Origin of the sequence: Sphingomonas sp. QA11 (assembly GCF_028473665.1) — a bacterium.
GTDB classification, from domain to species: domain Bacteria; phylum Pseudomonadota; class Alphaproteobacteria; order Sphingomonadales; family Sphingomonadaceae; genus Sphingomonas; species Sphingomonas phytovorans.
In genome coordinates this window covers 3634179-3646989 of record NZ_CP098774.1, presented here as the reverse complement: position 1 = coordinate 3646989, position 12811 = coordinate 3634179, and the positions used below count along the sequence as shown (strand labels likewise).

The following is a 12811-nucleotide window of genomic DNA, read 5'->3' as shown; positions in this document are numbered from 1 at the left end:
ACTTCCCCCGGGAACGCATATCAGCAAACTAAGCTGGCCAGTGTCTAATTCGCTATCGCGTTGACTTCCAGCGCTTCCGCAGCGCAGGGCCTCATGACGCGACCGCCTGTTGCTCTAGAGAGACGGGCGCCCTGCGTGGCAAGTCAAAAGGGATGAAACATGCGTCTGTGCGGGAAAGAGATTGGTCCGAATCGGCAGATTTTTTTCATCGCGGGACCATGCGTCATCGAGAGCGAAGCCTTTGCGCTCGATACCGCGACACGGCTTCGCGCGATCGCAGACCGGCTTGGCGTCCTGCTGATCTACAAGAGTTCCTTCGACAAGGCCAATCGCAGCTCGGGTACATCCTTCCGCGGCCCCGGCATCGAAGAGGGGCTGCGTATCCTGGAGAAGGTGCGTCAGGAGACTGGCCTCCCGGTCCTGACCGACGTTCATTCCGAGGGGCAGGTGAAGATGGTCGCTGAGGTCGTCGATGTACTGCAGACGCCTGCCTTCCTGGCGCGGCAGACCGATTTCATCGCGGCGGTGGCGGCATCGGGCAAGCCGGTCAACATCAAGAAGGCGCAGTTCCTCGCGCCGGGTGACATGGTCCATGTCGTCGCCAAGGCCCGAGCCGCAGCCGAGGTCGCCGGTGTCCCGGCCGACAATTTTCTGGTGTGCGAACGGGGTGCGAGCTTCGGCTACAACAATCTCGTCTCCGACATGCGCAGCCTTGCGATCATGCGCGAGACAGGGTGCCCAGTCGTGTTCGACGCGACTCATTCAGTGCAGTTGCCGGGGGGGCAGGGCGATCGTTCGGGCGGCCAGCGCGAGTTCGTGCCGGTGCTTGCCCGCGCGGCCGTCGCGGCGGGCATATCCGGGCTTTTCATGGAAACGCATCCCGATCCCGATCGGGCGCTGTCGGACGGGCCGAACAGCTGGCCACTGGACCAACTGGAGAGGCTGCTTGAACGGCTCGTCGCCATCGATGCGGTGGTGAAGGACGCCGCCGCCGATACAAGCGCATAGGCAACCCTTCACCGCGATGAGTGTTGACTAGGCATGCTCGCCCATGTCCCGATCTCGATAGGTATCCAGCTTGCGTGCTGGGGAATCGGCCGTCTGTTCCGCGCACCGACCAGGGCGTCGGTCTGGATCGGGTGCTTCGCCGGCGCTGCCGTGTGCATCATGCGCGAAATCACCCAGCGCGAATATCAATGGATCGAGCAGTTCGGTGATGGCCGCCGGGCGAACATGCCCGGCTATGTCGGGCTCGAAATCTGGGATTGGAATACTCACTCCATCTCGGAAACGGTCGTTGCCGTGCTGGCATCCGTGGCCCTGGCGATCGTCGTGGCCCGGCGCGCATAAGGGCGCGTCGGAGCGGCCCGGCAGGTTTCCGAAAATACTCCGACGCCGGAGCGCGGATGTGCAGAGCCCGCGAAAATACTCGTTGAGACGACACACGGGGAAGGATCAATCCAGTCCGCATCACCCCAGGAGCGCCCTTGTGGATGTAGTCGGCCGAAACCCCATTTTCCGGCTTCCTCCGAAACGGCAGTTAAATACTGTGCTGTTCTGGACGTGGTGCGTATTAACTGGTCGATGACCCCGGATTCCGAGGAACACGCGCTGTCGACCGATCAGCAACCTGACATTGCCGGCCATGTTCGCCACTGGCGGCCGGCGCTGATGTCCTTCTTCCTCAAGCGCGTGCACAACCACGCCGAGGCGGAAGACCTGACTCAGGAAACCTTCGCGCGGGTGTTCGGCGGCGGGAGCGCCGAGGCCGGCCTTCATGCCGGCTATATCTTCAAGATCGCGGCCAATCTGCTGCGGGACCGTTCCAGACGATCGCGTGTCCGCACCGAGCAATATGATACGGTGTGCCTGCTCTACGGGCAGGGAATCGACTGGCTCGATCCGGAGAAGATCGCCGCGGGCCGCAGCCTTGTCGCGCAGATCATGCGGTCGCTCCGCGACCTGCCCGAACGGACACGAACGATCTTCGTCCTCTATCGAATCGAAAGCATCGACAAGCGCGTGATCGCGGAAAGCTTCGGCATTTCGCCGAGCGCTGTCGAAAAACATGTGGCCCGCGCCACGGTGCATCTGATGGCGCGCGCCCGGGAAGTTTCAAAATGACGTCTCCGGCACAGCAGGATTGCCTCCAGGTCGACGAGCAGGCGGCATTGTGGTGCCTTCGCCTCAGCGAGGGGCGCCTCGACGCCGACGAGCGTGGCCGGTTCGACGCATGGATCGCGTCGGACGAGGCGCATGTCGTGGCGTTCGAGGAGGTGGTGGCGGTCTGGCACGGCATGGACGACGTCGCCGACATGCCGGAAATGATCCGCTATCGCGCCGAGGCGGTCGAGGCGCTGCGCCGGGCCAATGAGCGCCGCTGGGCGCGCAGCCCCCGCTGGATCTCGGCTGGCTGGATGAAGGTCGCCGCGGCCTGCGTGGCGGTGGTGCTGACGACCATGGTCTATCTGCTGCATGATCCCATGGCATCCTATTCGACGGGAACGGGCGAACGGCGCGTCGTCGTGCTGGAAGACGGTACGCGCATCACGCTCGACGCCGCGACTCAGGTCACCGTGCGGATGGATCGCAACAGCAGGCGTCTCGAACTGGTCTCGGGCCGGGCCAAATTCGACGTCGCGCACGATGCGCTGCGCCCCCTCAGCGTGCTGGCGCGTAACCGGCTGACCTTGGCGACGGGCACGTCGTTCAGTGTCGAACTGCTGGCCCAGCAGATGCGGGTCGTGCTGTATGAAGGCCGGGTCGAGGTGATGGCCCAGGCGGCGGACGGAACGCGGCACAGCATCCTGCCCGCGCCGGGCAAGCCAGGGCTCGTCCCGGGCAGTGAACTGATCGCATCGACCAGCGGCGTGGCGACGCAAATCGCGCCGACCGATGTCTCGCGGTCGCTGTCCTGGGAAAACGGCCAGCTCACCTTCGACGCTGAGCCGCTTTCGCTGGCCGTCGACCGGATGAATCGCGACGCCCGTGAAAAGCTGGTCATCTCCGATCCGAGGATCGCATCCTATAGCGTCAGCGGCGTCTTCCTCGGTGCCGATGCCGAGGCCTTTGTCGAGGGTGTTTGCGCCCTGCATCCGGTACAGGCGACCCGAGAGCCCGGACGGATCGTCCTGAGTTACAAGGCAAGCTGAAAACAACGCGGGCAAAAAAACTGCCACGGCCAAGTGAGTGAAAAGCATAGGCGTGCGTATTACTCCCCTGATCGACCGTCAGAATGGACGGCGGCAAAAAAGGGGAGGTGTTACGAAATGCGGGATTCCTTGCGCGCCTATCTTTTCTCGGCGACGGCGATCGTCGCTGTCCTTGCGCAGCCATCGGCGGCCCTGGCGCGAAGCCCTGTATATCGGTTCAACATTCCGGCGCAGGGCCTGGGCAATGCGCTGAAGGCGTTCGGCGAAACATCGCGGCAACAGATTATCTTCGATGCAGCCGCGGTGAACGGCAAGAAGAGCCCGGCGCTCGTGGGAAGCTTCACCAAGGACGAGGCGCTGGCGCATCTGCTCGCCAATTCCGGCCTGACGGTGCAGACAGGGCGGTCGGGGGTTCTGATCGTACGGCCAGCGGCGCAGCCAGCGCAACCGGGGCAGAGCCGAACGGCGACGGGCGACGCCGCGATAGGGGTTTCCACGGTCGGCCAGGACGATACCAGTGACATCATCGTGACGGCGCAGAAGCGGGAAGAATCGCTGAAGGATGTGCCGATCGCGATCTCCGCCTTCTCCAAACAGTCGCTCGACGATCACAAGATCGAAAGCGGATCCGAATTGTTGCGTGCGGTGCCCAACGTCAATTTCTCCAAGGGCAATTTCAGCATGTACAATTTCTCGATCCGCGGGATCGGGACGAAGGCGATCTCCGCGTCGAGTGATCCGGCGGTCGCGGTAAGCTTCAACAACACGCCGCTGATCCGCAACCGACTGTTCGAATCGGAATTTTTCGATCTGCAGCGTGTCGAGGTGCTGCGCGGACCGCAGGGCACGCTTTATGGTCGTAACGCGACCGGCGGCGTGGTCAATATCATCCCGGCGCTGCCGACCTACACGCTGGGAGGCGAAGCGAAGGCAGAGGTCGGCAGCTATAATACGAGGCGGCTGAGCGGGATGCTCAACGTGCCGCTCAGCGATACGCTCGCCGTCCGCGTCGCAGGCTCGATGACGAAGCGGGACGGCTTCGACTACAACACCTTCACGAAGAAGAACGTCAACGACCGTGACCTCTGGTCGACCCGCGCCACGGTGCAATGGGAACCGAGCGACCGGTTCAAGGCCAACATCATCTGGCAGCATTTCCAGGAAGACGACCATCGCTCTCGCACGGGCAAGCAGCTCTGCGCCCGCGATCCCGGGCCGGAGAAGGTCGGCGATACCGTGGTGCCTGAAGCGCTCCGCTCGCGGCTGAGCCAGGGGTGCCTGCCCGTCTCGCTCTATGACGACCGGTCGTTCGGCGCGCCTAATGGTAGCAGCCTTGGCTACGTTGTTCTTCCCACCTATCTCATTGCTGCGGGGCTCGATCCGCAGACCTTTTCAGTCGTGCCTGGTATTCTGCCGGGCGACCCCTATGCAAACGTCGTGCAGTCGCGCAATCTGCGTGAGATCGCGACCAGCTATGACCCTGTCTTTCATGCAAAGAACGATGTTTTCCAGCTCAACCTGGAATTCAAGGTCAGTGATTCCCTGAAGCTCATTTCGCAAACCGCTTATGCCCGCGATCGTTATTATTCATCGCAGGATTATAATCGTTTTGTTTCCAAGCCGATATTTCCAGATACTCAAGGATTGCTTGATTTCTTCGGAAATCCTCTCTCGGGGCCAGGGGCATCGCCCGGCGGGATCTACGTCGATCCTCAATTGGGCGCATCCAATCGAATATTATCGGTGGACTTAAGCCGCTCCCGTAATGATCAGTGGACCCAAGAGCTTCGTCTGCAATCTTCTTTTGACGGTCCCATAAATTTTAGCTTTGGTGGAAACTATCTTAATTTCAAGTCTCAGGATGACTATTACGTCTTCAACAATCTTTTTACGTATAGCGCGGAAAATTTCTACAATAACAGCAACGATCCGGCGAATGGCGCACATGTTCCCTGTCCTCCGAATACGACGACCAGGGAATGTATCTACGTGGATCCCAATCCGATTGGCTCGCTGAACGATCTCGGCCACAATTATTTTCTCAGCCGTAATATCGTGAAGACGGAATCATGGGCATTGTTCGGAGAAACGTACTGGAACGTCGCCAACAATGTGAAGATCACCGCCGGGCTCCGTTACACGAATGACAGGAAGACGGCGACGCCGGTCCCAAGCCAGTTGTTGCTCGGCGGCGGTGGTGACCTCGGCAACAGCGGCGGTTTCGTCAACAGCGGTTATCCCGCGCTTCCCGACATAAACCAGAAATGGGGCAGGTTCACTGGGCGCCTGGTGGTCGACTGGAAGCCTGATTTGTCCTTCACTGACGACACGCTGATCTATGCGTCGGCATCGCATGGCTACAAGGGTGGCGGCGCCAACCCGCCGCGGGCCGATCTCAACCCGCGAGTGGTTCAATATCAGCCGCTTCCGACAACCTTCAAGCCGGAATATGTCAACGCGTTCGAAATCGGTACCAAAAACAGTTTTGCGGGCGGCAAGCTGAGCCTCAACGCTACCGCCTTTTATTATGACTACAAGGACTATCAGGTTTCCCAGATCGTCGACCGCATCTCGCTCAACGAGAACTTCAATGCGGAGAGCTGGGGCCTGGAGCTTGAGGGGGCGTGGCGCCCAACGCGCGCTTTTCGGATCGATGCCAATCTGGGCTATCTCAGGACGCGGCTTAAAAAAGGCGCGCGCTCGATCGACGTGATGAACCGTACCCAGGGCAATTCGGACTGGGTCGTGCTTCGTCCCTGGATCCAAGTGCCGTCGAACTGCATCGCGCCGCGCAAGCATGTCGAGACCATTCTCAATTCGCCCTTTGTCGGCAGTGGCCTCGACCTCTTCATGCTCGCGGCCTTGTGCAATGGTTCAAGCACGTTCGGGAGCTTCAATCCGGATGTCGCGACGAACCTGCATTTCGACCAGTTCCTCGGGTTCACCTATAATCCCCTGACCGACGCCCCCAATGGCGGCCGCGGCTTCTATGCCGATCTGGAGGGCAAGGAACTGCCCAATGCACCGCGGCTGACGGTGAATCTGGGGGCGCAATATACCTTCTTCATCGACAAATGGGACCTCACCTTCCGTGGCGATTATTATCGCCAGTCGGCGAGCTGGGGGCGGGTCTACAACACCGCCTATGATCGACTGAAGCCCTGGGACAATACCAATCTCGCGGTCACCCTTTCGCGGCCCGAATCGGACCTCTCCTTTCAATTCTACGTCAAGAACGTGTTCAACAACACGCCGATATCCGATTTTTTCACTAATAGTGATGATACAGGATTGTCCAGCAACGTATTTACGCTCGATCCTCGTATATTTGGGTTCAGTGTAAGCAAGAAATTCTAGATCAAAGGAAGTCAATTTGCTTTCTAAAATTAAATTATGGACTTTTAGTGCAAATTATTCAGAATAATTAATTATAGATTACCAATAATATAGAAATTTAGCCGACAGTTGAGTATTGTTGGAGTGTGTTAATGCTGGCGCAAATAATACTACATCCATAATTGTGGTATTACTTACAAGTCAACATTGACATCAATGTAAAAATTGCTGATTGTCTATGAGCACCACATCGAATGAGTGCGAATCACAATTCAAAAACAGGAGAGTTGAAATGAAATTCGTTTCTGCAATCTGTGCGACCGCCTTGGCCCTCGCCGGCACCGCAGCACCTGCGAGTGCGGCCACCTACTCGCCGACGTCCGGCACCTTCGTGTTCTCGGGATCAGTGGTTGTGAAAAAGGGCCTGACCCTCAACTGCACGCTCAAGCTCACCGTCAACGTCACCAGCGCGACTACCGCAACAGTGACCCCGGCATTGGCGGCTCCCTCCAACATCCTTTGTCCCACTGTGACCTTCAGCGGCACGCCGTATACGGTTACGTCCGACGGGACGACCGTAACCATCAGTGGCGTTGTGGTGAACACCATCACGCCCGGCGGTTGCAGCGGTACGATCAGCGGCACCTGGGGCGGCAACAGCGCAAGCCCGCGATTCATTTCGGTGAACGCATCTCTGCCCGGCGGCGGCACGTCGGATCCGTGCACGATCGTTGGCACTCTCAATCAGACTTCGGGCTCGGCGCTCAGCATTTTCCCCTGATTGGCGCTGATAGAATAGAACATTCTGTCCAATCTACCTGGGCGCCTTTGCGCCCAGGTATCTTTTTTCTCACTTTTTTAGGCGATGCGAGACTGGAAATAGTGATGGTCAAATCTATTGGCTTATGGGCCAGTGCAGCGATCATGGCGGTACAGCCAGCGTCCGCACAAACGTTTACGCCTGTCGGGACGTATATGCTTACGGGCAATGTTGTTTTCAGTCAGAGCTTTGCACAGAGTTGCACCCTGAGCATAACGCTCAACGTGCCATCGACACCCTCAAGCTCGGCAACCGCGATAACCGGAACGCCGCCATTCCGACCGGGAGGGCTTCTTTGTGCGAGTTTGACGGTCACGGGCACACCTCATGCCGTCACTTTCAATCCAGCGATATCCCAGCTCTCGCTGAGCGGGTTCGCGATCAACACGCCCCTGACCGGCTCGTGCGGTGGCACGCTCAGCGGTGTTTGGAACAATGTCACCAAGCAAATGACCATCAATACGTCCTTGCCGGGCGTCGGAGCGGCGGCTCCCTGCACTATTGTGGGTACGCTCACGGGGCCTTCGGGATTGAGCATATCGTAGATTGGGCAATCATCATAAATTGCGTACGTGCCTATCTGGAAATTCCTTGCTTTTCAGATAGGTTTTTCCTTTGATCCCTCGCTGGATGTCGGGATAGATGCTGCAATTGGCCAATGTCGGAAAAGGCTATGGGCCGCCGACACAACCGATCCCGGTGTTGAAGGACGTGTCGTTCTCGCTTTCGCGCGGCACCTTTTGTGCGCTTGTAGGCCCTTCTGGATCGGGCAAGAGCACGTTGCTCAATATCGTGGGCCTGCTCGACAAGCCCGATACCGGCCACGTCATCCTAGACGATGTCCTCGTGGATTATTCATCAGCGCAGCAGGCAGCCCGGCTCCGCAATGCGATGCTGGGCTTCGTCTTTCAGTCCTTCCAGCTCTTACCCCGCTTGTCCGCCTGGCAGAATGTCGCGCTACCGTTGCTTTATCGCGGCATCCCGCGGGAGCGGCGCAGGATGGCCGCGCTGGCCATGCTCGAACGCGTCGGGCTGGCCGACCGCAGCCTTCATCGCCCGACCGAGCTTTCCGGCGGCCAGCGGCAGCGCGTTGCACTGGCCCGCGCGTTGATCGGGGAGCCGAGCCTGATTCTCGCCGACGAGCCGACCGGTAGCCTCGACAGCGTGACGGCGATCGAGGTGATGGAATTGTTGCGGCAGCTGAACCGCAGCCTCAACGTCACGATCCTGATGGTGACTCATGATCGCGATCTGGCCGCTCAATGCGATCGTCAGATCGAGTTTCTCGACGGCCGGATCGTCTCCGACAGGCTGTCGCCGGCGGCGGCCGTCCCGATGCCGGCATGACGATCACGGCCGCCATGCCAGCGGGCGCGCCGCCGGGCGAGCTCTTCGCCGAGGCCTTCGCCAACCTGTACAGCCAGGGCATCCGCTCGATCCTTGCCTTGCTCGGCATCACCGTCGGCACCGCATCGATCATCGCCATGCTGAGCATCGGAAATATGGCGCAGCTCGAAGCGCTCAAGAGCTTCAAGAGCATGGGGATCGATATGTTGCAGATCCGCGCTGCGCAGACCGGCGCCAGTGCGGCGGGTTTCGACCGGCGCCTGCTCGATACTCTTCCGGCCGACGAGCCGGACATCCTTACCGCCGTGCCCCTGTCGATCAGCCGCGGCCAGGTCACGGCCGCAGGTGTGGCGGCGGACGTGGCGACCATCGCGATCTCACCCGCTTTCGCGACACTCACCGAGCTGCCGCTCCGTACCGGACGGCCGATTGGCGAGGCCGATGATTGCGGGCTGGTGGCGATGGTCGGGGACGGGGCGGCGACGAAATTGTCGGCGCCGGGGGCCAGGCTCTTGCCGGGCGCGAAGATCGCGATCGGCGATTATGGCTATACGGTGATCGGCATCCTGGCGCCGGTGCCGAATGAATCGATGAATCCGACCGACTATAATGATTCGGTGTTCGTGCCCTTCGCCTGCAGCCGCCGCATCATGCTTGGCGGTGACCCCAATACGGCGCTGATCCGGCTCAAGCCCGACGTCGATTCGGCCGCCATGGGCGAGCGGGTGAAGGCGCGTCTTGCCAATGCGTCATCGACACTGACCGTGATCGACGCGCGCGGGCTGGTGAAGGCGATGAAGGCGCAGATGGGGGTCTATACCCGCCTGCTCGCGGCGATCGGCGGCGTCTCGCTGCTGGTCGGCGGAATCGGCGTGATGAATGTGATGCTGATGAGCGTGATGGAGCGCCGGCGCGAGATCGGCCTCCGCGCGGCGATCGGCGCGACGCCGCGCGACCTGCAGCTCATGTTCCTGGTCGAGGCAGCGGCGCTTGCCCTGGTGGGGGGGCTGGCCGGCGTCGCGCTCGGCGTCGGCGCGTCCTGGTTCATGGCCAAGGCGATGGGCTGGAGCTTCGCGGTCGCGCTTTATGTGCTGCCGCTGGGTACCGGGGTGGCCGGCCTGGTCGGCATGGCCTTCGGCATCTACCCGGCCATCACTGCGTCCCGCCTCGATCCGATCGAGGCGCTACGTGCGGAATAGGCGCCTGATAGGGTTTGAGCTCCGGCAGGGGGACTGGCTGCGTCAGCGTCGGCTGGGCAAGCGGCCGCTTGAGCGCCACCGGTGTGGCGCATCCGGCGAGCAGCATCGGAACCGCGGCGGCCATCATGCCGGTCTTCATCATGTCAATCGCCTCCTCACCCTCGCCATCGCGATCGGCAGTGTCCTCGCTTTGGGTAGTTCCATGCCGGCGCGCGCGCAAATCGTTGAGCCCCTGTCCTCACCCTATGCCTCACCGGTTCCCCCGCCGCCATCGCGCCCGGTGCCGAAGGGAGCGGCGGTCGCGATCAGCCTGACAGAGGCGGTGGCGCTCGGCCTGCGCGACAATCGCACGATCAAGTCAGCGTATCTGTCGCGTATCGCGCAGAAATTCGACCTGTTCGTCGCCGGTACCCGGTTCCGACCCCGCATCAGCGTCGCCGCCGATGTTTTTCGGGCGTGGAGCGGCGGCGTGTCGAGCACTCAGTCGAACGTCACGCCGCAAGTGGGGGTGCTCCTCCCGACGGGAGCCAATGCCGGCTTTTCCTGGGCACGGAACGACCGCTTCCAGGACGGGCAGCATTTCGCCAGCGAGGTCAGCACCTTCTCGGTGAGCCAGCCCTTGCTGCGCGGCGCCGGCCCCGACATCAACCTCGCGCCGATCAGGCGGGCTCGCCTGCAGGAGCGGATCAATCAGCTCGGCCTGAAGAACACCGTCTCGAACGCCGTAAGCAGCATCGTGTTCGCCTATCGTGGGCTGGTCCAGGCGCAGGAGCAGGTACGCCTGGCCGAGCTGGCGCTGCAGCGCACCCGGGACCTGCTCGAAACCAACCGTGCGCTGATCGCGGCCGGGCGCATGGCCGCGGCCGATATCGTTCAGACCGAATCCGGGGTGGCGAACCAGGAGGTGGCCGTTCTGCAGGCCGGGCAGACGCGGACGTCGGCGCAGCTCGCCCTGCTTCAATTGCTGGCACTCGACCTGAGTACGAATATCGTCGCGGGTGACAGTATCGATACAGGCCGTGTCGCGATCGACCTCGACAAGGCGCTTGAGCTCGGCCGGTCAGCGCGGATGGACCTGCTGTCGTCGGAGCTGGCGGTGGAGCAGGGCCGGATATCGTTGCGCGAGGCAAAGAATAACCGGCTCTGGGATTTGTCGGCGACCGGCAGCGTATCGCGTTTCCGGGGCAGCGATGCGCTGCGATCGCCGCTGGACGGCGACACCGACAAACGAGTCGGGCTGACGCTCAATATTCCTATCGGCGGCGACTATGCTCCGCGCCAGGGGGAGATCAACGCGACAGTCGCGCTGCGGCAGGCCGAAATCACGTATCAGGACACCAGTCAGGCAGCCGAATCGCAGATCCGCGATGCAGTGCAGAGCGTCGAGGCAAGCTGGCTCCAGCTCGAGGCCGCGCGGCGGGCGCGGAACCTGGCGGCGCGCGCGCTGGATATCCAGCGGGAGAAGCTCAACTTCGGCCGCGCCTCCAATTTCGAGGTGCTCTCGTTCGAGGCCGACCTGCGCGCCGCCGACGCGCAGGAACTGTCAGCCAAGATCAATTATCTCAATCAGTTGACCTCTCTGGATCAGCAAATCGGAAGTACGCTCGATACATGGAAGATCGATCTCAACGACTGAAGCGGATCGTGCCGCAAACGCGCCGCGGCCGGATCGCCGCGGCGCTGGCGATAGCGTGCGGCGTGCTGGCGCTCTGGTGGTGGGGCCCCGGCTCGGGCACCGCGCCGGGACCGGCGGCACTCGTCGAAAAGAGCCAGGTGGTGAAACGCGAGCCCTTCACGTCGACGCTCAACGTGACGGGGACGATCGGCCCCGGTAATGGAATCGACATCACCGCGCCGTTCGACGGCACCGTCAAATCGATCAATTTCGCTTATGGCGATCTGGTCAATCAGGGTCAGACGCTGGTCGAACTCGATCTTTCCGAGCTTGAGCAAAGCCGCAACGAAGCGGAAAGCGCCTATCTGAAGGCGGCCCAGACGTCAGGCGACATGGCGTCCTGGACGAGCGGTCCCGAGGTCTCCCGCGCCCGGCGCGCGGCCGAGACAGCGATGTTCCAGCTTGACGATACCGAGAACAAGCTGCGGGAAACCAAGACGTTGCTTGATCGGGGCCTTGTCTCGCGATCCGAATATGACGGCATGGTCCAGCAGCAGCGATCGCAAAAGGCGTCGCTGGAGGCGGCGCGGGAGGATCTGAGCACGACGCTGCGGCGGGGCCAGGGGCCGAACCGGCGGCTGGTAGAGCTCGACCTGACCAATGCGCAGCTCCGTCTCGCCAAGCTGACCGCGCAGTTCGACGGGGCCGTCCTGCACGCGCCGGACGACGGGATCGTGGTCCGGCCGCCGCCCGGGCAAGGCAATGGGGCGGGCAGCGAGGCGCTTCATGTCGGATCCCGGGTCACCAAGGGACAGCTGATCGGAACGATCGCGCGGGCGGGGGGGCTGGGCGTGTCCTTCCGTCTGGACGAAGGCGACATCAACCGGATCAAGGTCGGCATGCCGGTGACGGTGACGGGGCCAGGTTTCGGCGAGATCTCCCTTGCCGGGCAGATCGCCAGCGTCGCCGGCGAGGCAAGCAAGGATTCCGCGGGTGGCACCGGCAAGGCAAGCTTCACCGCGACTGCCCGCCTCGACCCGCTGACCCCTGAACAGGCCGCGCGGGTGAAGATCGGGATGACGGCAATGGTGATCGTGATCGCCTACAGCAATCCAAGCGCGATCGTCGTTCCCCCCGAAGCGGTGCAGGGAGCGGCGCCCGCGGCGACCGTCACGGTCCGCGACGGCAAGACTGGCAAGCCGGTTCCCAGGACTGTCCGACTTGGCCTCGTTTCTCCGACCGGTGCCGAGATCCTCTCGGGCCTGAAACCGGGCGAGGAAGTCTTGTGGTCGGTGGCGCAGCCCGCCGCCCCCGCGTCGCCCTGATTCTTGAGTAACCGAGG

At 61.8% G+C, this 12811-nt stretch carries 11 protein-coding genes; 10 read left to right on the top strand and 1 reads right to left on the bottom strand.

Features of this window, described 5'->3' with window-relative positions; translation table 11 throughout:
- Positions 1-159: 159 nt before the first annotated feature.
- From kdsA to NDN01_RS16825, 6 genes are all read left to right on the top strand, one after another.
- On the top strand, positions 160-1008 hold the full coding sequence (gene kdsA / locus NDN01_RS16850) for a 3-deoxy-8-phosphooctulonate synthase (protein WP_272622909.1): 849 nt from the start codon (positions 160-162) through the stop codon (positions 1006-1008).
- 33 nt (positions 1009-1041) lie between these two features.
- Positions 1042-1350: a hypothetical protein gene (locus NDN01_RS16845; protein ID WP_272622908.1), complete on the top strand. Its 309-nt coding sequence runs from the start codon at positions 1042-1044 to the stop codon at positions 1348-1350.
- Positions 1351-1584: 234 nt separating this feature from the next.
- On the top strand, positions 1585-2124 hold the full coding sequence (locus NDN01_RS16840) for an RNA polymerase sigma factor (RefSeq protein ID WP_272622907.1): 540 nt from the start codon (positions 1585-1587) through the stop codon (positions 2122-2124).
- Complete coding sequence (locus NDN01_RS16835; protein WP_272622906.1) at positions 2121-3152, top strand: FecR family protein; 1032 nt, start codon at positions 2121-2123, stop codon at positions 3150-3152. The genes NDN01_RS16840 and NDN01_RS16835 overlap by 4 nt, the downstream gene beginning before the upstream one ends.
- A 129-nt stretch (positions 3153-3281) precedes the next feature.
- On the top strand, positions 3282-6509 hold the full coding sequence (locus tag NDN01_RS16830) for a TonB-dependent receptor domain-containing protein (RefSeq protein ID WP_272622905.1): 3228 nt from the start codon (positions 3282-3284) through the stop codon (positions 6507-6509).
- Between the two features lie 271 nt (positions 6510-6780).
- A complete protein-coding gene (locus tag NDN01_RS16825) occupies positions 6781-7269 on the top strand; it encodes a hypothetical protein (RefSeq protein ID WP_272622904.1) in 489 nt (162 codons plus the stop codon).
- A 364-nt stretch (positions 7270-7633) separates the two neighbouring features.
- Here NDN01_RS16825 and NDN01_RS16820 read toward each other — a convergent pair whose 3' ends face one another.
- Positions 7634-7846, bottom strand: coding sequence for a hypothetical protein (locus NDN01_RS16820; RefSeq protein WP_272622903.1), 213 nt, complete (start codon positions 7844-7846; stop codon positions 7634-7636).
- Positions 7847-7950: 104 nt separating this feature from the next.
- Between NDN01_RS16820 and NDN01_RS16815 the strand changes: the two genes are divergently transcribed.
- The 4 genes from NDN01_RS16815 to NDN01_RS16800 all read left to right on the top strand — a co-directional run bounded on the left by NDN01_RS16815 (position 7951) and on the right by NDN01_RS16800 (position 12794).
- Positions 7951-8655, top strand: a complete 705-nt coding sequence (locus NDN01_RS16815; RefSeq protein ID WP_272622902.1) for an ABC transporter ATP-binding protein — start codon at positions 7951-7953, stop codon at positions 8653-8655.
- Positions 8652-9854, top strand: a complete 1203-nt coding sequence (locus NDN01_RS16810) for an ABC transporter permease (RefSeq protein WP_272622901.1) — start codon at positions 8652-8654, stop codon at positions 9852-9854. Before NDN01_RS16815 ends, NDN01_RS16810 begins: the two co-directional genes overlap by 4 nt.
- A gap of 280 nt (positions 9855-10134) precedes the next feature.
- Positions 10135-11490 carry a TolC family protein gene (locus NDN01_RS16805; RefSeq protein ID WP_272622900.1) on the top strand — a complete coding sequence of 452 codons (1356 nt, stop codon included), beginning with the start codon at positions 10135-10137 and terminating at the stop codon, positions 11488-11490.
- Positions 11466-12794: an efflux RND transporter periplasmic adaptor subunit gene (locus tag NDN01_RS16800; RefSeq protein WP_272622899.1), complete on the top strand. Its 1329-nt coding sequence runs from the start codon at positions 11466-11468 to the stop codon at positions 12792-12794. The genes NDN01_RS16805 and NDN01_RS16800 overlap by 25 nt, the downstream gene beginning before the upstream one ends.
- Positions 12795-12811: the final 17 nt, after the last annotated feature.

Coding starts and splice junctions, on each gene's coding strand:
- kdsA (WP_272622909.1), top strand. CDS start 160: ATGCGTCTGTGCGGGAAAGAGATTGGTCCGAATCGGCAGATTTTTTTC.
- NDN01_RS16845 (WP_272622908.1), top strand. CDS start 1,042: ATGCTCGCCCATGTCCCGATCTCGATAGGTATCCAGCTTGCGTGCTGG.
- NDN01_RS16840 (WP_272622907.1), top strand. CDS start 1,585: ATGACCCCGGATTCCGAGGAACACGCGCTGTCGACCGATCAGCAACCT.
- NDN01_RS16835 (WP_272622906.1), top strand. CDS start 2,121: ATGACGTCTCCGGCACAGCAGGATTGCCTCCAGGTCGACGAGCAGGCG.
- NDN01_RS16825 (WP_272622904.1), top strand. CDS start 6,781: ATGAAATTCGTTTCTGCAATCTGTGCGACCGCCTTGGCCCTCGCCGGC.
- NDN01_RS16820 (WP_272622903.1), bottom strand. CDS start 7,846: ATGCTCAATCCCGAAGGCCCCGTGAGCGTACCCACAATAGTGCAGGGA.
- NDN01_RS16815 (WP_272622902.1), top strand. CDS start 7,951: ATGCTGCAATTGGCCAATGTCGGAAAAGGCTATGGGCCGCCGACACAA.
- NDN01_RS16810 (WP_272622901.1), top strand. CDS start 8,652: ATGACGATCACGGCCGCCATGCCAGCGGGCGCGCCGCCGGGCGAGCTC.
- NDN01_RS16800 (WP_272622899.1), top strand. CDS start 11,466: ATGGAAGATCGATCTCAACGACTGAAGCGGATCGTGCCGCAAACGCGC.